Raw genomic sequence first — 21,270 nt, 5'->3', positions numbered from 1 at the left:
CAATTTTCATTAATCAAGGACCCCAGAAGGAATCCGACTGTAAGTATAACTGACCTGAAGTGACAAAAATGTTAGTCAGCAAAAACCTTACCCTTTTTAAAGAAATACCTTAATTATTTTAGCAGACATTAGACTTTCTGCAAGAGCGTGAGCAGGAGCACTTAGAAATGGAAAAATAAGCCGCTTATCATTTTTGCTGTCCAGGATCCAAAAACGCTAACTGTTTCTCCTTAATCTCGGCAAACGTCTGCCACCACATTCTTTCCCAACGCGTGGTTGGCGTAAATTTATCCCACGGCATGGGAAAATAGCCATTCGAGGCAAAATGAATGATCCCCGGCCGGTCCAACTGGCTTCTTATTTCATTGACCCGTTGCGGTGCCAAATGTTCATACTTATTCAGTAACCGATCATCGTATTGCAGATTAAACCGCCACGGCAACAGATGAATGTGCTGATAAAAGACAATATTGATAATATTTTGGTCACCATACGGGTAATTACGCCGATTGATGGCAGCCATCATCTTGTCAAACGGCGCAAAAGCTCGATAGGCGCGGGCATTAGCCACAAATACCCCTGCATTGATGTACTGGTCTGTACTCGGCAGGAAAAATTCCTTTGCCCGATTATGATTCGGATGCGTGGCGTCTTCGTAATCCAAAACCCCGCCAAGGATGTCTCCTGGCGTTAGCTGATCAAACAGTTCATTCACATCGGTTGTGACCAGCACATCATTGTCCAAATAGGCCAACTGATCATACGCCCGGAAATAATAAGGCAGCAACAGCCGCCAAAGGACCATTTTCGGCAATTTCGTGCCTGTTTCAAAATGATCCGAGACTTTTTCCATCATATCGTATGGCGGCGTCCAAAAATCAATCGATATTTGTTCTTTGCCATACAATTGGGGCATTTGGCGAATGAAGTCGATATCTTCTTGATATCCACCTTCCAGTATCACCAGTATTTTCAGCGGGTCGTCTGATTCATAATGCTTGATTAAAGATGTTATCGCCGTAGCGGTCAGCATAATATGTAAACCTTTTACACAAAAGACGACTGCTCGATTAGCCATCTAACATCCTCCTTTCATAATTATCAGGTAACAGATTACGAATCTTGATCGCGGTTGCACGTCAAAACTTTTCTTTAGGGTTGTCAAATCATCTTCTTCAGCGATTTATATCAATGTAAGGCAAAACAAACGCCTTACCAATTCAAACCACTGTTAACCGATATCGGCCGAGTCGTTAACAAACCAGTCATTCATTATAAGGAGGAATCACCATGAGCCGCAATATCACGCGCCAAACGATTGTTTATACCCTGACCGACCCGGAGAACGAAGCATTCAAGCAGGTACGTCGGATGAACAACGTTGACCCTAATGCCAAAGACGAAGAATTGCTGGCAATCGGTCAAGCGTTTGCGAAGCTTTATCCAAACGCATCACTGACCAGCACCGTCTTGCAACAACAAGCTGCTGTCGTTGCCTAAGTTAACCGGAGGGATTATTAATGAAAACACTGATTTTTAGTTTCAAGTCCGAAGCTGGTAAAGCTACAAGCATTCGGATCAACAAATACGACGCTGAGATCACGGCCGACCAGGCGCAGCAATTCGCCGACGCCGTTGCCCAGGCACAAGCTTTCAAAAAGGAAGGCATGAATCTGTATGCCACACCGGTCAGTGCTAAAGTGACCGAAACCAACAGCACCGACCTCTTCACCACCGAAAAAAAGCCCGCGTAAAGTAAAGGATCAAAACTGACCTCCCCCCTTAACACGGCACCCCATTTTCCATGATGATCGATATGAAGCAGCCATCACCTTCTTTTGAGGGCGATGGCTGCTTTTGGTGAGCGTGAGCCGGTGCGGTTAGGAGCCGGAGAACGCGTTATGATGAGCGCGTTATAGAAAGCGGAAATTCGATTTCACATTTGCCAACAAAAGAACAAATTACCCCTCAACATGACCTACCATCACGACTCCTTCTTCGGCTCATCGCTTTCACGACCGGTCAGCTTATTCAAGTCATCAAATGTTGGCAATCCCAGCAAATGCGACCAGGCGCGCAACTTACCTAAAAGGCTCGCTTTCCCGGGCTTGTCTGCCGCCAATGCATTGGCATCCCCAGCCGAAATAATGCCTTGAAATTCGCGGGCATACTGCGCTAAAACCATTCCTAACTGCTGCGCGTAGCCCCAGTTAGCCACTAACTGCCGCGGCGACATTTTTGATAACACAAACAAACTCAACGCCGCATACCGGCGTACTGCCAACGAAGTCAGTTCCGGTTTTTCCCGCGCAAGCGTCAGGAAAACGGCACCCAATTGGTGAATGGCTTCCAGATCGCGCTTTTGAAATTTAGCATGAACGCTACTGGTCGCGTTAAATCGGTAGTAATATCGCGGTTGATCGACAAAATGAATTTGATCAATGCGTGGCAAGAGTTGGCCGATGAAATAAGCATCTTCAAGTAAATTAAAGTTGGCAACCGGCACTGGCTCCTTGAACAAATCGGCGCGAAACATTTTATTCCATAAATAACCACGCAGATCATGGTCCTCAAGCCAATACCGATACTTGTCATCACCTTCGATTGTAAATACCGGCGCGTGAAACGACCGGGCTTTAATTTTAGTGCCGCCAATATAGTTATAGTAATTGACCACCGTCATATCGACCCGCGGTGTTTGCATTCCTTCTGCCATAGTGGATAACCACTGGGGGTGAACCAGATCATCGCTATCCATGAAAGTGATGAATGAACCGTTGGCGTGATCGATGCCAATTTGCCGGGCGCGGGCTTGGCCGCCATTTTTAACGTGGATGACCCGCAGCCGCGAATCCTGCCGCGCATAAGCCGCCAAAATGATCTTGCTCGTATCCACTGATCCGTCATCAACGCAGATCACCTCAAAATTCGAATCATCTTGAGCCAACAGACTATCCAGTGCCTGAGCCAAATACTTTTCGGCATTATAGACCGGCATGATGACTGAGATCAATGCTTCATGAGCTGCCATATCGTCCCTCTTTTCCCTTGTTCCTACAATGTTCTATTGTCCGACAGCACGGCGGCCAAAAGCGATATATTTAGCCAAATAAAACAACAAAAGCAGGAAACAAATGGCTGCTTCCTGCTTGCAGATTCCGTGATAGCTGGTTTTGATCAACCGTTTCTCCTACCTTAATCCGGCTAGCGGCGAATCCCATTATTCCGGAAGCGTCTTGAGATCGTCTTCGGTCAACTGATACTTGGCGTCAATCGGATCACCCTGTGAGGTCAGAATCTTCGGACCGTTATCCGTAATCACAAGGGTATGCTCATACTGGGCACATTTGCTGCCATCAGCCGTGACATAGTATTCCCATGTATCACCTGGCACCTGCTTGCCCTTAATCTTCCAGGTGCCTTCCGTGATCATTGGTTCGATCGTAATGGTCATGCCTGCCTTCAATCGCAAGCCGTGGCCAGGAACGCCATAATGCGGCACATTCGGACTTTCATGCATTGTCGGCTGAATGCCATGACCCACAAGCTCACGAACATCCCCATAACCATTGTCGTCTTCTGTATAGGTCTGAATCGCCGCGCCGATATCACCGATTCGATTGCCGACGACTGCCTCATCAATCCCCAGATATAATGACTTCTTGGTCACATCCATCAGCTTCTGGTCAGCTTCCGAGACCTTACCGACACCATATGTCCAGCAGGAATCGCTAAAATAGCCATGCCAACTGATCACTGTATCGACACTCACAACATCGCCGTCTTTTAATTTCAGTCCCTTACGCGGAACAGCATGAGCAACTTCATCATTAATGCTGACGCAGGTCACATACTTGTAGCCTTCAAAACCAACTTGTTCTGCTTTAGCGCCATGAGACTCAAAAAACTCTTTGGCGAACTTTTCGATTTCCCAGCTTGAGATTCCCGGTTTAATAATATCGCGCAAGCCAACATGCATCGCTGCTAAAATAGCGCCTGACTTGGCCATACCTTTTATTTCACGTGCTGATTTGATGGTAATCAAACTTCTTGCCTGCTTTCCAATACGATTTTAACTCGCAATTAGTGTAGCATTAATTGGAAAAGAGCGCGAGTGTAGCCGGTATGACGAATGAATCGCCCAGAAATTGTCACCCTATGCTATAATCAGGCGAATGAGCAAGAACAACAGCCTCGCCGTCATCGGAATTAGAGGGCTGTTTTTTAGGAGGATGAATAAAGAAAATGGCAAGCGCAAGAATTGTATATGCCAGCCTAACCGGTAACAATGAAGACATCGCCAGTATTGTTGAAGAGGCTTTTGAAGATTTGAATGTCGATGTCACCACCACAGAAGTTTCGCAAGCCTTGGCTAGCGATTTTGAAGATGTCGATATTTGTGTGACGGCAACTTACACCTATTCGGATGTTGGTGACGGCGAGTTACCGGATGAAGCGGTTGACTTTTATGAAGAACTTCAGGATCTCGACCTGACCGGTAAAGTATATGGCTGTTGTGGCAGCGGCGATCGGTTCTATGACGACTTTGCCACGTCTGTCGATGATTTCGACAAAGCCTTCGCCAAAACCGGCGCAACCAAGGGAGCCGAGAATGTTAAAATCGATCTCTCCCCTGAAGAAGACGACATCAAGCACTTGGAAGCTTTCACCAAGCAGTTAGTCGAAAAGTTCAAGTCCATGCAATAAAATAAAATGAACGCAAAAGGCTCGCGCAGGTTGTCGCGCGAGCCTTTTATTGTGCCGCTGAAGGCAAATTGAATACATTAGGATTCCTCTTTTGGCCGCGGCGTTTTTACCCGCCGCTTCACAAAGTCGTGGACTTTTCCCTTACTGCGATGAAGCCGACCGATGAAGTACTCCGCCGTCAGCGCATTGATGACCGCGCCCCACAACAAGACCAGGGCCGAGAAATTCAGCCATAACATAATCGCAATAAACGTGCCAATAGTGCCGTACGACAGGTAACGGGTGCCAAAATAGTGCATGTATAACGAAAACGCCTGGGCAATCAAAAGCCAGCCAATCACCGTGAACGCTGTGCCGGGCAGCACCGTCCATATTTTGATTTTGACATTTGGTAAAAAATAATCAAGAAACATAATGATGATGAATAATGCGGTAACGGTCACCGGCCAACGTAAGGTATTAAATGTTTTTAGCCAATCATCGTTTAGCCGCAACAAAGGAATCAGCCACTCGAGAAATTGGCGGCCAAATGCAAAGGCAATCAAAATCGTGCCCATCACAATAATCAGCATGAAAGTCATGAGCATCGACAACAGCCGTTGAATAATGAAGTTTTGCGTGGCGTCCACACCATAAACCTGATTAAAGCCCATCTTCAGGCCATTCACGCCTAGGCTAGCGGCCCACAATGTGGCGACCGCACCGATTCCCAATAACCCGCCACTACTTGTGTTCAATAAATTGGCAATCACCGGATCGAGCCACTTCATCACATTCGAAGGCACCGCCTGTGTCAAATAAGTTGCTAAACTACGGTAAGTCAGCCCCAGGTATGGCAAGGCGTTGGCAACAAATAAGATTAAGGGAAAGAGCGATAATAACGCATAGTAAGCGATAGCCGCCGCACTTTGGCCGATATTGGATTCAGCCACACGATTCATTGCCAAGCGGACAAAGACCCAAAACTTGGTCCGGCGCGGCAACTTCATCTCTGCTAATGCCATCTGGCCCGAACGAATCATGGCCTGTTGCTCCGTTGAAAGTAACGGTTGTTTTTTACGATGATTTTTCCGCGCCATGCTTTACCCTCCTTCCCAGCCAATGATTAAGGCTCTCTTTAATTTTGCCAGAGTTAATCTAGTAAAAACAAGCAAAACATATTTTGATTCATAAATCATTTGAATAATGACGATCTTCGAAATGGCGCCTCGCCGATCACGCCAGAAGATGGGTGTCAACTGCACGGAGAAAAGCTGAATAATCGGCTTTAACCTGATTTAAATACCACTTGCTCCACCGCTGAACCGCGCTGTCGAAATGCTTATCCAGATAACCGGTGACGACTGCTGCCTGCGGTGTTTGGGCGTGCGCCATCGCCAAAAGGTAGGCCGTAATCTGGGTATAATACTGAAATTCAGTGAAGTTGAGTTCCTCCAGATCCACCGATCCTTTCATATCCCGAAACTGGCGAACATAATAACTTTTATCGCCGACATTAAACCAGCCTAAAAAAGGGTCAGAGGCTTTTTGAAGAATCATCTGGGCGGCAATGATTCGCTGTCCTTGACTGACTTCCTGTTGCAAAGTCATGCGTTCGGTATGCGGCAACAGTTCCTGCCGTGGCGGCAATGCTTCCTTGACTTGCAGCACTATATGGCCGCCGCCTAAGCCGCTGAGCAAAACCAAGTAGCAGTTCGTCCCGAAGCTGCCGATGCCGACACTATGATGAATGATATCTGTAATCCGATACTGGCTTAACAAAACCAGAATATCCGCGCGGGTGGTCTTGCGATACTGGGTAAACCCATCGTAAATCGCCTGGTAAGTTGCTTGGTCAAGCCGCACGGAACTCGGCGGATCGTCTTTGAACCGCATGTGGCCATCATCAGTTGTCAGGGTATATTTTTTAACGACAGAATCATTATTGCGTTTTGTCGCTTTTTTAACGAATTTCGCTAACAATTGCGAGTCTTCTGCGCCGGGAATTTCCTGCATCAGGTGCTTGACTTCAGTGGATTGATAGAAGCGGTCCAAAGCACCGAGCTTGAACAGGTCCCGTAAGGTTTTGCGATAAATGCTGGCATCGGTTTGCACGAGCTCATCTAGCTTATCGGCCTCAAACCCCTGCTGATCGCCCAGCAGATAAACACTGGTTAGTAAACGTTTGATATCAAACTCAAAGCTATTAATCTGGGCTTCGTCAAAGTCATTGAGGTCGAACAGCAAATTCCGTTCCGGTGAGGCGTAAAAGCCGAAGTTTTGTAAATGCGCATCGCCATCGATTAACAGATTGATCCCGGATTTCTCTCCTTGACGCAGATCATAGGCCATCAGTTCGGCAGTGCCACGGAAAAAGGCCGCCTGCGATGCTCCCATGCGCTGGTGACGCATCGGCAATAGCGATTCCGTCAAATTCTGTTCCACACTATTAATAAACTGAACCGGATCACGATCAATTTTACTAACGGCAGCGAGGCTCTCAATCGGGGCGGTCTCCCGAATCTTTTTCCCAGTCTCCTTCAAATCATCAATCGTATACTTGGCTGCGACTCGCTCGCGCAATAAATCTTTAATGTCTGATGAACTTCCCATAACTGACTCCTTCTTGGTTTAGGTGCCGTCCGTTTCATTTTGATAGGATAACACTTGGTAAGTCAAAAGTAGCGCATTGTTGCGCGGTTTTCCAGTGTTGTGAGCGCCGAAGCAACAAAAAAACCTGCTTGCATGCGGTCTTACAGTGGCCAATTGGCAAGCAGGTTTTTATTCACATTAGTTTATAGACAACATGACGCACGGAAAAACGATGTTCCCCAGTTTATCGTTTAATATCCTTGTGCGATTTGGGCTTTTTCAAACCATGAGATTCGCGGGTCGTCTGAAAACCGACCATTAACAATAAAGTCTTGCGTCACAGCGGTTAAAATGTCGACCATTTGATCGCGGGTGATATCGATGAAGCCCGGTGCCATCAAATTAGCAATCCCGGTCGCAACAATCCATACCCCACAAATCGTGTTGCGCAATTGCGCTTCACTTAAGTTTTTGGCAGGTTCATAAGCATCAAAGACGCGCATAGCCGTACTCATTGCATATTCGCGCATCTCGTCAACCCCAAAATGATCTTCAACAAAAACCGCGCGGTAAAGCGGACGATTCTCTAGTGCAAAGTAAATGTAAGCCAACCCCAAGTCAACAACCGGATCATTCGTATAATGCTTCGCCATTTTCAATGCCAACAGTTCTTTGATTCGATCCATGACGGCTTGCTTTAATTCAGCCATATTCTTGAATTCTAAATAAATCGGCTGGGTTGAGCAGTTCATCTTCTTCGCAATATTCCGTGCGGTAAAACTCTTAAAGCCATGTTCCACGACCAGATCATATGCTGCATTGAGAATCTGATCATGCGTGATAGTTTTCTTTCGTGCCATATTGTTCCCCTTACTTTCTTTAAAAGTTATTTAAAACTAACTTGCACACAACTAAATTTTAGGCACTTGGGGCAACATCTCCACTCCAAAAGATATACCCCGTGCCTTGCTGTTATTTTATCAGAGATGAAAGCATAAAGGAACAGAATTCATAAAGAAATTTCAGTTTTTCTTAATTTATTTTGACATTTTTTGATACCAGCCCGAGGCATCTTACGTCAGTCAGCGATCTGACTATGGTAAACTGTTGCCAAACTACTTGGAGGGATCCCATTATGCCATTAGCCAACTTTAACGAAAAGCTTAAACAATACGCCGATCTGGCGGTGGACATTGGTGTTGCCGTCAAACCCGGCGATACCGTCTATTTGCAGATTGCCGTGGACCAGGCCCCGCTTGCCCGCCTGATTGTTGCCGCCGCTTATCAACGCGGTGCGGCGGAAGTTCAGGTTCAGTGGTCTGACGATACGCTCAAACGTCTGGACATGGCACATATGGCCGAGGACCGCCTCTTCAATATTCCGCCTTTTGTTAAAGGCCAATTTGATTACTGGGTCGATCACCAAGCCAAACGGATCACCGTCATCTCGAGTGACCCGGACAATTTAGCCGCCATTGATCCGACAAGAATTGCCAACTATCAGGAAGCTTTCACGAAAGCCTACCAACGCCTGATGAACGCCATCAGCTCAATGAGCATTAGCTGGACGATTATCGGTGCCGCCAGTCCAGCATGGGCGCAGAAAGTTTTCCCTGACGCCAAAACGCCGCAAGAAGCAACTGACCGGTTGTGGGAAGCGATTTTCAAAACTACCCGCATTGACCAGCCTGATCCAGAAGCCGCTTGGAAAGCGCACGATCAGAAATTGAGCGCAAAGGCGAAATGGCTGACGAATGAACAATTTGATCAACTGCATTACATGGCGCCGGGGACGGATTTGGTCGTTGGCTTGCCGAAGAATCACATTTGGAAGGGCGGTGGCGCCTTCAATCCGCGCGGCGAAGAATTCATGGCCAACATGCCAACGGAAGAAGTCTTCACGGCTCCGGATTTCCGACGAATCGACGGCACGGTTGTTTCGACCAAGCCCCTTAGCTACAGCGGCCAGATCCTGGAAGGCTTGCAATTTACGTTTAAAAACGGGCAAGTTGTGAACGCCCATGCCGATCGGGGGAATGATGTTTTGCAAAACCTACTCAAAACGCCTGGTGCCCGTTCACTAGGCGAAGTATCGCTGGTGCCGGATCCATCCCCCATCTCGCAATCCGGGCTTATTTTCTTCAATACCCTTTATGACGAAAATGCGTCAGATCACATGGCACTCGGCCAAGCCTATCCATTTTCGGTCAAAGACGGCGTGGCAATGAACGCCGAACAACGAAGGACGGCAGGCTTAAATCAAAGCCCTACCCATGTTGACTTCATGATGGGCTCCGCCAACATGAACATTGACGGCATTAAACCCGACGGCACTGTGGTACCCATCTTCCGCAACGGCGACTGGGCGTAGTGTCCAGCATCATAGCAGCGTTTAAAAAAACCGAATCAAAGCATTTTGCAACAATTGCGAAAATGCCTTGGTTCGGTTTTTGATTGATACGCCAGTCGACTCAACTTTGCGCTTTTGCCGGTTGGATCGCCTTTAAGACATCCAAAAAGATTTGACCGTATTTGTCGAGTTTAGCTTGGCCGACCCCTTTGACCGCCAAAAATTCATCCATCGTTTGCGGCATTGCGCTGCCGATTGCCTTTAGCGTTTTGTCCGAAAAAATCATGTAAGGCGGCAAATGCTGTTGTTCTGCCAACTGGCGCCGAGTACTGCGCAATTCCTGAAAGATTGTGTCATCGACTTCCAGTGTTTGCTTCGCTTTCTGCGCGGTTTTCTGGAAAACAGTTGCCTGGCCGCGTAAAACTTCGGCTCCTTTGGCGGTAAGCCCAAGTGTCGGATACTGGCCGCCGCGAGTTTCGAGATACCCGCCAGCCGTCAAAAAGTCGATAAACGTTGTGATATCGCGCTGACGCCGATTTTGCATCAAGCCGTAAGTGGACAGTTGATCTAAGTGAAACGACAAGACGCGCTGATTGTGCGCACCTGCGAGTACTTGGGCAACGACGCCTTTGCCGAATCGTTCGTGCAACCGTACGACACATGACAACACCTTCTGTGCATCAATGGTCACGTCAACCGATTCGCGATCATCAAGACAATTGGAGCAGCGTCCGCATGGCTTGGTTCCTGTTTGCCCAAAATAATCCAAAATGAACTGTTGCAGACACTGGTCGGTATTGGCATAACGTTCCATTGTTTTTAGTTTGTCATATTGCCGCTGTTTGTGCGCCTCGTCACCTTCGGATTGGTCAATGAAGAACCGTTGCACCTGTAAATCTTGCGGTTTGAACAACAAAATGGCTTCACTTGGCAAGCCATCCCGCCCGGCTCGTCCGGCTTCTTGATAATAAGACTCAAGATCTTTGGGAATTTGTGCATGGATCACGAAACGAACGTTACTTTTATCAATACCCATCCCAAATGCGTTCGTCGCAATCATAATCAGCTTACGATCAAACAGAAAATCTTCTTGATTGGTTGCCCGCTGCTTTTCAGTCATACCGGCGTGATACTTTGCCACCGGTAATTTTTTATGTTCCAAAAATGTATAAAGGCGATCCACCTCTTTGCGAGTGCTCGCGTAAATAATGCCGGATTGGTCGGCATTAAGTTTAAGATAGTCCAATAAATAACGATCTTCGTCCTGATGACGGACCACTTTAAAGCTAAGGTTATCGCGTTCAAATCCGGTATTAATGACCCCATCATCCGGAATCACCAGGCGCTGACAAATATCCTGACTGACCCGCGGTGTAGCGGTTGCAGTCAAGGCAATTACAGGGGGATGTGCCGGCAACTGGGCAGCGACCTGGGCAAGATTCAGATAACTCGGCCGGAAATCATGGCCCCACTGCGAAATACAATGGGCTTCATCAATGGCAAAAAGCGCCACATGCGTCGCGGCAAGTTGCTGCACAAACCAATCGTTGTCAAATCGTTCCGGAGCCACATACAACAATTTGATCTGCCCCGATTTTGCCTGATTCAGTCGCTCATTAATTGTCTGATAATCAAGGGTGCTGTTGATAAATGTCGCTGGAATATCATTGTCATTTAAAGCGTCAACCTGATCCTTCATCAAGGCAATCAAAGGCGACACCACTAATGTCAATCCTGGCAGTAACATAGCCGGCACCTGATAGCACAACGACTTACCACCACCGGTCGGCATCACGACTAAGGTGCTTTCTCCCGCCATCACGCGATCAATTGCCTGTTTTTGGCCGGTTCGAAAATGATCGTAACCGAATTTTTCTTTTAAAATCGTCGTTGGTTGCGTGACAACCATACTTGTCCTCCTAACCGGTTTTGCTTGCCCTAATTATAGATTTTGATAACGATGGCAGATGCCCTTTTCAAAAGTATCAACTTAGACATGTTACACCATCCAACTGCCGCTAATGATCACGTTCAAAGCAAATTAACCACAAACCAAATAACCAAACTAAAGCCTAACACCATCAAATCAAGTAACAATAAATTCAAATTCAATAAAGTCCACCACGCGAAGCCCGCTGGCCAGAACGTGAGGAAGAGATAGAAAATGACGATAGTGCCTAAAAACGCAACCGGCGCACTTTGCCACATATTCTGCAGGTCGCGGTGCGATAAAGCGACCCCTGGCGTCAAAATCAGGGTTACGACTAGAAAAATAGCCAGCCACTGCCAGTTAACCACCACCATGCTGCGCATCATGACCCATTTTTCGCTGAGACTCGATGAAGCCGCCAGCACTTCCCACACCTGATTGCCTGCCGGGAAAAACGCCCACCGGCCAAGGACTAGCAAAACAACGCTGATACCCCAAACCGGTGCGCTGCTGGATAAAAACAACCCTAGCTGGGCAAGCGGATCATGTCGATCATACCGCAAACTGACATGTGCGGCGCTGCCTTGCAACGGATCAGCTCGCAACGAAAAATTCGTCACCTGCAAGCCAAATAATCGTGCAACTGCCGCATGCAACAACTCGTGGACAAAAATGCCTGGCTTCATGTACCAGATTTGCGTGTTCGATCGGCCAGCATGATTGACCATTGCTTGAACGGTTGCGCCGTTAACCGCGCTGATCAGCAGGATGCCACCAATGAAGATCAACCAGCCGGGGACATAAACGTTCATAAAAACTTGCATGGGGGCATCCTCCTTTGGTGTGAACGGAAGGTCGAAATATGTTTATTTGCGCAAGATTAAGGGTATCAGTGCTTAGACGCAGTATTCAAAGGCAAGCCCGTTTAAGGAAAGTTTGTCCGATACTACCGCGAACGCGCTCACTGGCGCAGAAATCTACGTGTAAGGATCTCAGGCGCAATGGCCAAGACCGCCAAGACCGGGCCATGGTACCGACACTGCCGTGAAAACGCGCTCGCAGGCCCAGAAACCTACACATAAGGACCTCAGACCTAAATGGCCAAAGACCAGCCATTTAGGTCTGAGGCCACTTATGCTCCGGTTTCTAACCGGGCCTGTTCGCGCTCTAACAAAAAGCACAGCCTCTTGACTGTGCTTTTGACTGTGCCCTATCGGAATTGAACCGATGACCTGCCGCTTAGGAGGCGGCCGCTCTATCCTGCTGAGCTAAGGGCACCAGACAACGTCAATTATGCCAAAAGCCGCAGCGCAATTCAAATGCATTCTGCATGTTAACTGCTAATAGTGGTCATTGATCATTGTCTTTTAGCTTACTTGTTATGCAGTTCGATACGACCGTTCAATCGAGTCGAGCATTCTCCCAACGTTACGTCGGCGTTTGTGGCCAACCAGAAGTTCCGTGACCATCTGTTTGAGTTGTGCAACCCAGTTGATCGGCTGGACAGTTTCACTCACCTGAACACGACTAGCTGCAGCACTCAACGGCGTGATCAAATAACGGACTTTAAACCGTGAGAAACGCGTCATTGTCAGCATTGCGAATTCACGATTGATCACATTTTGTGTGACTTTCACCTGTGCCCATTCACCATCAGGAAACTGCTTGCGGTAGGTAAAACCACCAAGCTCAGCCATATCAACTGGCTGATGGCCTGCTGCGATAATGTCGGCCTGGACCGGCGCTACGATTTTACTATATAAAAATGCTGCCGGTGTCTGTAATGTCTTTTCAATTTTCATGGGGATTACCTCTCTTGCTTGTGAGCGTGAGTCGGCGCGCTTAGGATCGGCGTGTAAGTGGCCTTGGACGTGACGACTCGGGCTCCAAGGCCCTTACACGCCGACTCCTACGCCGGCGAACGCGTTATGGTGACGACGGTTATGCTGACCACCCGTTTTACTTTTGGGCATGGATTTGCTGGTAAAGATCAATAATCTCATCGGCAAGTCGACGAATTGTCATAGCACTCATAAGATGATCCTGACTGTGCACCATTAATAAGGTGACGTCAACTTTTTGACCTCGTGCTTCGTACGTCAGCATTTGAGTCTGAGCTTGGTGAGCTTGCTTGAGCTTCGCATCCGCGTGTTTCAAGAGCTTGCGGCTGCGTTCGATGTGATCGGCTTTGGCTGCATCGATTGCTGCCATCGTCGCTTTTTGCGCATCACCGGCTGCACTCATCAGCGTCATCATAGCAGCCATTTGTTCCGCCTTCATACTTTCCATGACTGCCCTCCATCCCTATCATACCGCTGATTTCGTCTCATGGCTGTTTCTTATGCTTACCTTTATTCCGCCGATCCCGTACGCGATTTTTTTTATGCTTACGATGCGGCTTCTCGCCCGGATCAGCTGCTTTAGCTGACTGCTCTTTCTTAAGCATTTTTTGTGCGGACTTTTGCTTAGGTACCTGAGCTGCTGAATCAGTGGTGGCATTGTCTTTTGACGTGTCTGTCGATGGGGCAGGTGGCGTGTCGACTAACTTTCCATCGACCATATACGCCCGGTGAATCCCATATTGCGGTACCAGCTTGGCCAAGTCACGGCGATCATGATCATCCCCCAAGGTCACGACCATTCCTGACTCGCCCATGCGGCCGGTGCGTCCGGCGCGATGAATATATACTTCGGCTCGCTTTGGCGGATCAAAGTTCACCACGGCCGGCAGCTTGGGAATATCCAACCCACGGCCTGCCATATCTGTCACTAATAACAAAGTCACGCGACCATGCCGAAAATCGGTTAGCGCCTTTTGCCGGCTAGTCTGGCGACCTTCCCGCGACAATACGGCAAAACGGACGGCCTGATGGCGCAAAATGCCGGCAGCTCGTTCTAACGAAGCATTTTGATTGAAGAAAACCAGTGCCTTGAAGCCATCAGTGTGGGCCAGCGTACGCAACCAATCAATTTGATGCGCGCGATCGGTTTGTAAGAAAAGATGCCGAACCGTTCCTTGCGTCTTGTCGATGGCACGGACGTCAATCAATTTAGGCGTTTTGCCAAACCACTTAGACATTTCCTTGAAATAGGGACTTGGCGTGGCGGAGAAAAATGCCAGCTGCGTTTCGGCCGGAGCCGCTGCTGCGATTTCCCGAACCTGCGCAAAACCGGGATCCCGCAACATCTCATCGGCTTCGTCAACGACCAGTGTTTGCAAACCGGCCAGCTTTAACTTGTGTGATTGGATCAGTTCCAACAAACGTCCTGCTGTTGCCACAATCACTTCAGGTTTTTCTTTGAGCCGCGTCAACTGCCGCTTCACGTTCGCCGAACCGATAATGCCTTGAACGTTGACATGGATATCTTGCGCGTACGGCGTTAACACGTCGCGCGTCTGGATGGCCAACTCTTGTGAAGGTGCCAAAATAAGCAGCTGAAGGCCATCACCCGGCACGATTTTTTCTAATAAAGGTAAGCCAAATGCCAGCGTTTTACCCGATCCGGTTGGTGCTAGGCCAATCACATCTTCATCGGTTTTTAGCGGTTGATAAACAGCGGCTTGAATCGGCGTTTGCTCAGTAAAGCCATCAGCCTGCCACCGTTTTTGAAACGGGGTTGCAATTGTCAAAATGATCGTCCTCACTAAAAGTCCAGATTAGCGGAAGTCCGCAGAATCGACATGACTTGGTGTACTTCCTTGGCGAGTTGCCAAGCTTTATCAAAGGCATTCCGATCCTGACCGGTAATTGCCTTGGCAAAGTAAGCAGCCTCCGCTTCCATTGGGTTAGCCAGCTTTTCGGTGCTTAAAACCTGATCGTCAAGTTTGATCGTCTCAAGTTCCGCTGCATTATCCATCGTCAAGGTCTGCCTGCCGGAATAAATCTCCGATGGCAGCGAACTATTGGTGGTTTTGCCGGTGATTAATGTAACAGAAAAGTCGCCATAATCCAACCGCGCTACACCATCGCCATCAACGCCGCTTTTGAGAAAATGCGGCAGGTAAACGGCATTGTCAGGAACCCCGAACCAGGCAACGGCATCGTAAACCAGATAAATGCCCAGATCCATTAAGGCACCGCCGGCGAACTCTGGGTTGAAAACATTCGGCAATTTGCCAGCCAAAAAGGCATCATATTTGGACGAATACTTCATATACGTGAGGGTCGCGCCATCGATTTGCTGGCGGTGGGTGAAATCGTTGACCACCTGGAAGTTATGCTCATAGACGTGGCGCGCAGCTTCAAAAAGATACAGTTGTGGCTTTTTGCGCAACGCTTCATCCAGTTTCTCGAATTCCATGGCTGTTGCGACCAATGGCTTTTCAACAATCACGTGCTTGTCGGCATCAAGTGCCGCCAGCGCTTGCGAGGCGTGCAGACTATTAGGACTGGCAATATACACCACGTCCACATCGCTGCCCAGAAAATCGTCCATCTTCGTATACGCCGTTGCAGGTGCCGTTTGGTCGATGAATGACTGAGCACTTTCTTCGTGTCGCGAATAAACTGCCGTCAGCTCAAAGGCATTGGTGGCCTTTGCTGCAGCCACGAATTGCTTGGTGATCCATCCTGTTCCGATCACGCCGAGTTTCAACATGGCAAGTCCTCCTTCAAACATGATCACAGCTGCATTCACACGCAACTGTGCACGTTCTTTTTTGATTCAACCATGGCCTAAATTAAAGGCCATTAGAACCGTTCATGATTATTGTAACAGCCCAGTAACAGAAAAACAGCACCACTGTAACCACTAAATAAAAAACTCATGGTAGACTAAGCATAGACAAAAATGGGAGGTCGAAAACATGGCGAGTTTTTTACGCGGGTTGAAATATGCACTCGCGCACCGCGGTCATCATCACAAGGATAAGGGCAAAGCACCGAATCCGGCAATGGCATTGGCAAAGAACTTCACGGGAAGCTTTGCTTTTCTTGATGAACAGACCAACAAGACCCACTCGCTAGCGATTTCGCCGCAGCTGCAGATCGCAATCGACAATAAAATCCTGCCAGGGCAAGTGGTCGGGATTACCATTAACGAACTGACTTTTCTTGATCACTATGGGTACAAACTGGTCATTACGGCAGACGATAATGGCCCGCAGACCATTTATGACGAAGCTGAAGATGCCACATATGCCATTATTATTCCAAGTGCGTGAGAAGCATCAGCTATTCACCAGTGCAGAAGCCGACTTACGCTAATAGCCAAAAAAGTGCCGATCCATTGCGGACCGGCACTTTTTGCTGTCTTTTTATGATGGCCTACTCGAGCTTGGCCAACGCTGCTTTGGGAACCTGTGAACGTGAGATGCTTTCCCAACTGGTGACGCCTTTTTTATCATTATAGGTGACTTTCAGAAACGCATTTTTTCTTAACGGACGATCTCGATTCGCATTAAACTTCAACTGTTGTAAGCCGCCTCGCTCATCAAAGCCAGGCAGATCGTAAGCGTAAATCGTGTGCTTGTTGCCTTCATCATCACGATTGGTGACCCGCTGACCAGTGTTGGTAATTTTTGTGTAGTACGTGGTACCGCCATAATTGGTGATTTCAAAAATCTTTAAACCGCCAAAAACGAGTACAACCAGCACGACCAGGCCGACCAGTACCTTTTTCATCCTGTTCACCTCGATATTAGTATGGCCCAATATGCCACAATCGAGAATGGTTTCGGCGAACATTTAACGAACAGTTTTGTTAGATCAGTTCGTTTGCGGTCTGTCCATGATGATTAAGCGACTTAGCGCCTATTGCGCCAGCCTCAAGAAACTGCTTCGCTTCCCCATAAACACCGCCGCCCGATATGCAGCTTGCGGGCCGTTGGGGATTCGGGCGCCATCGGTATATTGCCAGAAATTGCCGCTGCCAGTGGGGCGCTGATCACTATCCATCCACCGCGGTGCATGGGAAGCAACTGTTTTGACTGCCTTCAAAATTTCGGGACTGCCCATCAATAATACCGGCCGATGATATTGTTGTTGGATCAGGGTGATAAACGTCGTTAAATGCCGGGTCAGCCACGCCGCACTAGGCTTTTCTTCCCGGTAATAACTTAAATAAATACCAATTGGAAGATCACCAATATTCGACCCGACTTTTCGCTCAAACTGAAGTGCTTGCGCTTGCGGTGTGGTTTCAAAACTGAAAACATGATAGACCCCAATACTAAGCCTGCTGCCAGCGGCTTGATCAAAATTGGTATTGAAATTGTCATCAAAATAGCTGCTGCCTTCAGTCGCTTTGAGGTAAACAAAGCTGACTTTACTGGCGCGTAAACGATCAAAATCCTGAACCCCATCTGTTTGGTCCAACCGTACGCCCAAAATGGGATACGTTGCCGGATCCGGGCGCGGATTTCGCTGCAGCCACCACCCTACCAGCAACAAAGCTGCCAGTATGCCACTCGCGATGAATAACCATCGGTGCCACCGATGGCGATAAGTATCTGCATAAATGACCCGCCGACTCCGCAAAAAAATCCTCCCTTATCGCCGCATCCCCATTTATAGGCAAACGGCCGCTTTGATTGGTCTTATTGTAACAAAGTCAAACACTTTTCGGATAATAGGGTTAGAAAATTCTTGACCATGAACATACAAAATGACTTTTTTACTACGGCAATCCGGTATTTAACGGCGCATGCTAAAACCCAGTCTCAGTGCTTCATCAATACCGCAACGATCCTCGCCATAAAGCTTACTGTCGCTGAGCCGTCCTGATTGTCTTTCCACCAACCGTGCTTTAGAATTAGCTTGTGATGATAATGGTTAGAATTTTGAACTGTTGTTAATCAGAAAACGCTTAGAAAGGAGCGGCAGCCATGCTTGATGATCGGCTTTTGGGAACAACGTTTGTTTTGCCAACTTCAGCGCGGCATGGCGAGATAACGCTTTATGGTATTCATTATCATTATCGTGTCAACGATGATGCGGTTGCCGGCGACTTGGTCGTGGTGAATGCTGTTTCTCCGTTGTTTCTTGGCGTCGTAAAACCGGAACATCGGTTAAAGTATTAGGCCGCATAGTATATTGGTTTCGACTCAAGGGGGTCTTGTCTATGAATGTTGTTCTTATTTCAATTGCAGTGATTGTTTTAGTCATCGTCATCGCCGTGCTTTTCACCAGCGTTGCGATTATCCACACTGGCGAAGTTGGCATCGTCGAGCGACTTGGTAAATATGTGGCAACGCTGCAGCCTGGTTTTCATGTGGTGCCGCCGTTTATCTATCGCATCACCGAAATTGTCAACATGAAGCAGATTCCGTTAAAAGTTGACGAGCAGGAAGTCATCACGAAAGATAACGTTGTCGTGCGGATTTCCGAAACACTTAAGTATCACATTACCGATGTCAACGCGTATGTTTACCAAAACAAGGATTCCGTGCTTTCAATGGTTCAGGATACCCGAGCTAATTTGCGGGGCATTATCGGGAATATGGATCTGAACGATGTTTTGAACGGCACCGAAACCATTAACCAAACCTTGTTTCAACAAATTGCCGAAACAACTGCCGGTTATGGCTTGAATGTCGACCGGGTCAACATTGATTCCATTCAAGTGGACGCCACGATTCAGGATTCCATGAACAAACTACTCCGGGCTTCACGGGAAAAGGAAGCCAACATCATGGAAGCGGAAGGCCACAAACAAGCAGCTATTGCCAAAGCTGAAGGTGAAAAGCAGGCAGCCATTTTGGAAGCTGAAGCCAATAAGCAAACGCAGATTCTCCAAGCTCAGGGTCACGCGGAAAGTCAACGGTTAATCGCTGCTGCCGTTAAGGATCAGATCAACTCCATCAATGCCGGACTGATCGACAATGGCGACTTATATTTGAAGTATAAGAATGTTGAAGCCATCGAAGCTTTGGCTAAAGGCACGGCTAACACGGTTGTTTTGCCAAGCACGGCCATTGATTCATTAGGTACGTTGCCTGCACTTGGCACCTTGTTTAACCAGAAGCACGATACAAAAGAAAATTAAGCTTTTTAAGTCGAATCGCACAAGCTGCCCTTCGGCTTTTTAGTTCTGGATTTATCGCGTTTTTGCCAATGTATCTTAACTTTTAACCACTTTGGCTGCTTTATACTGATAGCACCCCCTTCACTTTCGAAACCAGGCCAAACAGCGTAGTATTGATTTAAAATAAACCCGGCATTTATCGGGTATTTTGAGGTGAGTCCATGTACCAACTCTTAACTGATTCTTGTTGTGATCTGCCTTATCAGACACTGCATGATCATCATGTCGATTTCGTTTCGATGCACTTTACGATTGATGGTGTGGAATATGAAGACGATCTTGGCGAGGATCATTATGATATCAACGCCTTTTATCAACAGCTCAAACAAAATGTCATGCCGACTACCACGCAGGTTAACGTCGGCCAGTTTGTTGACTTTTTCACGCCTTACGTCAAGACAAAAACCCCTATTCTCTATATTGGGTTTTCCAGCGGCCTGAGTGGAACTTTTAACTCGGCCACGCAAGCACGAGCCATGTTGCTGGAGAAGCATCCGGACGCGCAGATTTATTTAGTTGACACTTTAGCGGCGTGTGCCGGTGAAGGTCAGCTCGTTCTTGATGCCATTGATAAACGCGATGCCGGCATGCCAATCGATGAATTAGCAAAATGGTTAACTGACCACCGACTTGACTATCGGATGTGGTTTACAGTTGACAAGCTTGATTTTCTTTATCACGGCGGTCGGGTTTCCCGAACGTCAGCGGCGCTGGGTACCATGTTGAATATCAAGCCGGTGATGGATGTTGATACTGAAGGGAAACTAAGAGTTGTGCGAAAAGTCCGCGCTCGCAAACGCTCGCTCATCGACTTGGCGAATGAGACTTTAAAAGCCATTCAGGAAAATCCACAACACCGCGTCATCATCTCCACTTCCGGTGATCAGGAGGCAGCTAACTTTATTAAAGATCGGCTTCATGAAGCCTCGCCACAAACGCCACTGCAAATCGGTAACATCGGGCCGACAATTGCCAGCCATACCGGCTTCGGCTGTGTCGCGGTTTTCTCAATGGCAACGGAAGATCGGCAGTAATTATCGGTAACCGCAACCGTCACATATGCTTGTGTTTAAGGAAAAAGCGCCACAATACTTCCCTATCAATTTCACCAATTGGAAAGCTGAAAATGCCATATTTTTAAACGAGGAGGTTGCCCGTTATGGTGACACGACGCGCAATGCCAGAAGATATCCCGCATCTATTACCACTTGTCCAAGGCTATTATCATGACAGCCCGGTACCACTCACTATTGATCCGCCGGCCATGACAGCACATCTTGAGCGTCTGCGTACTGATTCCGAACTCGGTTATTTATTAGTCACAGAGCTTGACGAGCAGTTGGCCGGTTTTGCCATTTTATATCGCAGTTTCGATACGCGAACACTAAAGCCGCTGCTTATCATCAACGATGTCTATGTCGCCCCTAAGTTCCGCCGCCATGGGCTGGCTCGTCAACTCATGACCGCGGCATTCGATCTGGCAACCGATGAAGGCTTCACAAGTGCCAACTGGCAGACCCGCACCAGTAATCTAGGCGCTCAGCATTTGTACGACCAGATTGGCGAACGGGAAACCGGGTGGTTGCATTATCATCATGTGATTCCTGACGCATAGAAAAAAGCTGGCTCTTGTCATCAGTGCCGAGAGCCAGCTTTTTTAATCTGAACTATTTCATTTAAAACACTT

The 21,270-nt window shown here is 47.8% G+C and carries 23 protein-coding genes and 1 tRNA gene; 9 read left to right on the top strand and 15 right to left on the bottom strand.

The annotated features are described in order from the left end of the window. Window positions 1-187: 187 nt before the first annotated feature. Window positions 188-1,078, bottom strand: a complete 891-nt coding sequence (locus LACZS1_RS05165) for a glycosyltransferase (RefSeq protein WP_070650827.1) — start codon at window positions 1,076-1,078, stop codon at window positions 188-190. A gap of 212 nt (window positions 1,079-1,290) precedes the next feature. On the opposite strand from LACZS1_RS05165, the gene LACZS1_RS05160 reads away from it, so the two are divergent. Further along, window positions 1,291-1,500: a DUF1659 domain-containing protein gene (locus LACZS1_RS05160; RefSeq protein ID WP_010489101.1), complete on the top strand. Its 210-nt coding sequence runs from the start codon at window positions 1,291-1,293 to the stop codon at window positions 1,498-1,500. Window positions 1,501-1,520: 20 nt separating this feature from the next. Next, complete coding sequence (locus LACZS1_RS05155; protein ID WP_010489103.1) at window positions 1,521-1,754, top strand: DUF2922 domain-containing protein; 234 nt, start codon at window positions 1,521-1,523, stop codon at window positions 1,752-1,754. 230 nt (window positions 1,755-1,984) lie between these two features. Here the strand turns inward: LACZS1_RS05155 and LACZS1_RS05150 are convergent, their stop codons facing one another. Beyond that, window positions 1,985-3,031 carry a glycosyltransferase family 2 protein gene (locus tag LACZS1_RS05150; RefSeq protein ID WP_070650824.1) on the bottom strand — a complete coding sequence of 349 codons (1,047 nt, stop codon included), beginning with the start codon at window positions 3,029-3,031 and terminating at the stop codon, window positions 1,985-1,987. Between the two features lie 189 nt (window positions 3,032-3,220). Further along, the gene (gene map / locus LACZS1_RS05145) at window positions 3,221-4,045 is read right to left on the bottom strand and encodes a type I methionyl aminopeptidase (RefSeq protein ID WP_025013679.1); all 825 of its coding nucleotides are present in this window, start codon (window positions 4,043-4,045) and stop codon (window positions 3,221-3,223) included. A gap of 200 nt (window positions 4,046-4,245) precedes the next feature. Here map and LACZS1_RS05140 point away from each other — a divergent pair, with 200 nt between their 5' ends. Further along, window positions 4,246-4,707, top strand: coding sequence for a flavodoxin (locus LACZS1_RS05140; RefSeq protein WP_010489109.1), 462 nt, complete (start codon window positions 4,246-4,248; stop codon window positions 4,705-4,707). Window positions 4,708-4,784: 77 nt separating this feature from the next. Here the strand turns inward: LACZS1_RS05140 and LACZS1_RS05135 are convergent, their stop codons facing one another. The 3 genes from LACZS1_RS05135 to LACZS1_RS05125 form a co-directional block, all read right to left on the bottom strand. After that, window positions 4,785-5,786, bottom strand: coding sequence for a YihY/virulence factor BrkB family protein (locus LACZS1_RS05135; protein WP_070650822.1), 1,002 nt, complete (start codon window positions 5,784-5,786; stop codon window positions 4,785-4,787). 136 nt (window positions 5,787-5,922) lie between these two features. Next, a complete protein-coding gene (locus LACZS1_RS05130; protein ID WP_070650820.1) occupies window positions 5,923-7,299 on the bottom strand; it encodes a DUF2252 domain-containing protein in 1,377 nt (458 codons plus the stop codon). Between the two features lie 230 nt (window positions 7,300-7,529). Further along, window positions 7,530-8,138 carry a TetR/AcrR family transcriptional regulator gene (locus LACZS1_RS05125; RefSeq protein ID WP_306402906.1) on the bottom strand — a complete coding sequence of 203 codons (609 nt, stop codon included), beginning with the start codon at window positions 8,136-8,138 and terminating at the stop codon, window positions 7,530-7,532. A 275-nt stretch (window positions 8,139-8,413) separates the two neighbouring features. Here LACZS1_RS05125 and LACZS1_RS05120 point away from each other — a divergent pair, with 275 nt between their 5' ends. Further along, complete coding sequence (locus tag LACZS1_RS05120) at window positions 8,414-9,649, top strand: aminopeptidase (protein WP_070650818.1); 1,236 nt, start codon at window positions 8,414-8,416, stop codon at window positions 9,647-9,649. A gap of 100 nt (window positions 9,650-9,749) precedes the next feature. Here the strand turns inward: LACZS1_RS05120 and recQ are convergent, their stop codons facing one another. The 7 genes from recQ to LACZS1_RS05085 form a co-directional block, all read right to left on the bottom strand. Continuing rightward, window positions 9,750-11,537: a DNA helicase RecQ gene (recQ, locus tag LACZS1_RS05115; RefSeq protein ID WP_070650816.1), complete on the bottom strand. Its 1,788-nt coding sequence runs from the start codon at window positions 11,535-11,537 to the stop codon at window positions 9,750-9,752. Between the two features lie 122 nt (window positions 11,538-11,659). Then, entirely contained in the window at window positions 11,660-12,382 is a 723-nt protein-coding gene (locus tag LACZS1_RS05110) for a hypothetical protein (protein WP_093997850.1), read from the bottom strand. A gap of 380 nt (window positions 12,383-12,762) precedes the next feature. Further along, window positions 12,763-12,836 (bottom strand) — tRNA-Arg (locus LACZS1_RS05105). A 101-nt stretch (window positions 12,837-12,937) separates the two neighbouring features. Beyond that, complete coding sequence (locus LACZS1_RS05100; RefSeq protein WP_010489123.1) at window positions 12,938-13,360, bottom strand: DUF3284 domain-containing protein; 423 nt, start codon at window positions 13,358-13,360, stop codon at window positions 12,938-12,940. Window positions 13,361-13,517: 157 nt separating this feature from the next. Further along, a complete protein-coding gene (locus LACZS1_RS05095; protein WP_047105898.1) occupies window positions 13,518-13,847 on the bottom strand; it encodes a PTS lactose/cellobiose transporter subunit IIA in 330 nt (109 codons plus the stop codon). A gap of 37 nt (window positions 13,848-13,884) precedes the next feature. Continuing rightward, window positions 13,885-15,189 (bottom strand): DEAD/DEAH box helicase, encoded by a 1,305-nt coding sequence (locus tag LACZS1_RS05090; protein WP_070650814.1) that lies wholly within the window; start codon window positions 15,187-15,189, stop codon window positions 13,885-13,887. A gap of 14 nt (window positions 15,190-15,203) precedes the next feature. Continuing rightward, entirely contained in the window at window positions 15,204-16,157 is a 954-nt protein-coding gene (locus LACZS1_RS05085; RefSeq protein ID WP_010489126.1) for a Gfo/Idh/MocA family protein, read from the bottom strand. Between the two features lie 208 nt (window positions 16,158-16,365). Here LACZS1_RS05085 and LACZS1_RS05080 point away from each other — a divergent pair, with 208 nt between their 5' ends. Further along, the gene (locus LACZS1_RS05080) at window positions 16,366-16,722 is read left to right on the top strand and encodes a DUF4828 domain-containing protein (RefSeq protein WP_010489127.1); all 357 of its coding nucleotides are present in this window, start codon (window positions 16,366-16,368) and stop codon (window positions 16,720-16,722) included. A 103-nt stretch (window positions 16,723-16,825) separates the two neighbouring features. Here LACZS1_RS05080 and LACZS1_RS05075 read toward each other — a convergent pair whose 3' ends face one another. Together LACZS1_RS05075 and LACZS1_RS05070 are read right to left on the bottom strand one after the other, a co-directional pair. After that, window positions 16,826-17,182: a YxeA family protein gene (locus LACZS1_RS05075; protein ID WP_047105894.1), complete on the bottom strand. Its 357-nt coding sequence runs from the start codon at window positions 17,180-17,182 to the stop codon at window positions 16,826-16,828. Between the two features lie 129 nt (window positions 17,183-17,311). Further along, window positions 17,312-18,037 carry a GH25 family lysozyme gene (locus LACZS1_RS05070; protein ID WP_070650812.1) on the bottom strand — a complete coding sequence of 242 codons (726 nt, stop codon included), beginning with the start codon at window positions 18,035-18,037 and terminating at the stop codon, window positions 17,312-17,314. Window positions 18,038-18,384: 347 nt separating this feature from the next. On the opposite strand from LACZS1_RS05070, the gene LACZS1_RS05065 reads away from it, so the two are divergent. The 4 genes from LACZS1_RS05065 (at window position 18,385) to LACZS1_RS05050 (ending at window position 21,198) form a co-directional block, all read left to right on the top strand. After that, entirely contained in the window at window positions 18,385-18,579 is a 195-nt protein-coding gene (locus LACZS1_RS05065) for a hypothetical protein (RefSeq protein ID WP_047105891.1), read from the top strand. A 41-nt stretch (window positions 18,580-18,620) separates the two neighbouring features. After that, entirely contained in the window at window positions 18,621-19,544 is a 924-nt protein-coding gene (locus tag LACZS1_RS05060; RefSeq protein ID WP_047105889.1) for an SPFH domain-containing protein, read from the top strand. Window positions 19,545-19,744: 200 nt separating this feature from the next. After that, window positions 19,745-20,617: a DegV family protein gene (locus LACZS1_RS05055; RefSeq protein WP_306402905.1), complete on the top strand. Its 873-nt coding sequence runs from the start codon at window positions 19,745-19,747 to the stop codon at window positions 20,615-20,617. 125 nt (window positions 20,618-20,742) lie between these two features. Then, on the top strand, window positions 20,743-21,198 hold the full coding sequence (locus tag LACZS1_RS05050) for a GNAT family N-acetyltransferase (RefSeq protein WP_070650808.1): 456 nt from the start codon (window positions 20,743-20,745) through the stop codon (window positions 21,196-21,198). The last annotated feature ends 72 nt before the right edge of the window (window positions 21,199-21,270 follow it).

Origin of the sequence: Lacticaseibacillus zeae subsp. silagei (genome assembly GCF_030770335.1) — a bacterium.
Classification (GTDB): Bacteria; Bacillota; Bacilli; order Lactobacillales; family Lactobacillaceae; genus Lacticaseibacillus; species Lacticaseibacillus zeae.
This window is presented reverse-complemented; position numbering and strand designations above follow the sequence as displayed.

Bases quoted from the DNA above. Each gene is read 5' to 3' on its own strand.
- LACZS1_RS05165 (WP_070650827.1), bottom strand. From the start codon at position 1,078: ATGGCTAATCGAGCAGTCGTCTTTTGTGTAAAAGGTTTACATATTATG.
- LACZS1_RS05160 (WP_010489101.1), top strand. From the start codon at position 1,291: ATGAGCCGCAATATCACGCGCCAAACGATTGTTTATACCCTGACCGAC.
- LACZS1_RS05155 (WP_010489103.1), top strand. From the start codon at position 1,521: ATGAAAACACTGATTTTTAGTTTCAAGTCCGAAGCTGGTAAAGCTACA.
- LACZS1_RS05150 (WP_070650824.1), bottom strand. From the start codon at position 3,031: ATGGCAGCTCATGAAGCATTGATCTCAGTCATCATGCCGGTCTATAAT.
- LACZS1_RS05140 (WP_010489109.1), top strand. From the start codon at position 4,246: ATGGCAAGCGCAAGAATTGTATATGCCAGCCTAACCGGTAACAATGAA.
- LACZS1_RS05135 (WP_070650822.1), bottom strand. From the start codon at position 5,786: ATGGCGCGGAAAAATCATCGTAAAAAACAACCGTTACTTTCAACGGAG.
- LACZS1_RS05130 (WP_070650820.1), bottom strand. From the start codon at position 7,299: ATGGGAAGTTCATCAGACATTAAAGATTTATTGCGCGAGCGAGTCGCA.
- LACZS1_RS05125 (WP_306402906.1), bottom strand. From the start codon at position 8,138: ATGGCACGAAAGAAAACTATCACGCATGATCAGATTCTCAATGCAGCA.
- LACZS1_RS05120 (WP_070650818.1), top strand. From the start codon at position 8,414: ATGCCATTAGCCAACTTTAACGAAAAGCTTAAACAATACGCCGATCTG.
- recQ (WP_070650816.1), bottom strand. From the start codon at position 11,537: ATGGTTGTCACGCAACCAACGACGATTTTAAAAGAAAAATTCGGTTAC.
- LACZS1_RS05110 (WP_093997850.1), bottom strand. From the start codon at position 12,382: ATGCAAGTTTTTATGAACGTTTATGTCCCCGGCTGGTTGATCTTCATT.
- LACZS1_RS05100 (WP_010489123.1), bottom strand. From the start codon at position 13,360: ATGAAAATTGAAAAGACATTACAGACACCGGCAGCATTTTTATATAGT.
- LACZS1_RS05095 (WP_047105898.1), bottom strand. From the start codon at position 13,847: ATGGAAAGTATGAAGGCGGAACAAATGGCTGCTATGATGACGCTGATG.
- LACZS1_RS05085 (WP_010489126.1), bottom strand. From the start codon at position 16,157: ATGTTGAAACTCGGCGTGATCGGAACAGGATGGATCACCAAGCAATTC.
- LACZS1_RS05080 (WP_010489127.1), top strand. From the start codon at position 16,366: ATGGCGAGTTTTTTACGCGGGTTGAAATATGCACTCGCGCACCGCGGT.
- LACZS1_RS05075 (WP_047105894.1), bottom strand. From the start codon at position 17,182: ATGAAAAAGGTACTGGTCGGCCTGGTCGTGCTGGTTGTACTCGTTTTT.
- LACZS1_RS05065 (WP_047105891.1), top strand. From the start codon at position 18,385: ATGCTTGATGATCGGCTTTTGGGAACAACGTTTGTTTTGCCAACTTCA.
- LACZS1_RS05060 (WP_047105889.1), top strand. From the start codon at position 18,621: ATGAATGTTGTTCTTATTTCAATTGCAGTGATTGTTTTAGTCATCGTC.
- LACZS1_RS05055 (WP_306402905.1), top strand. From the start codon at position 19,745: ATGTACCAACTCTTAACTGATTCTTGTTGTGATCTGCCTTATCAGACA.
- LACZS1_RS05050 (WP_070650808.1), top strand. From the start codon at position 20,743: ATGGTGACACGACGCGCAATGCCAGAAGATATCCCGCATCTATTACCA.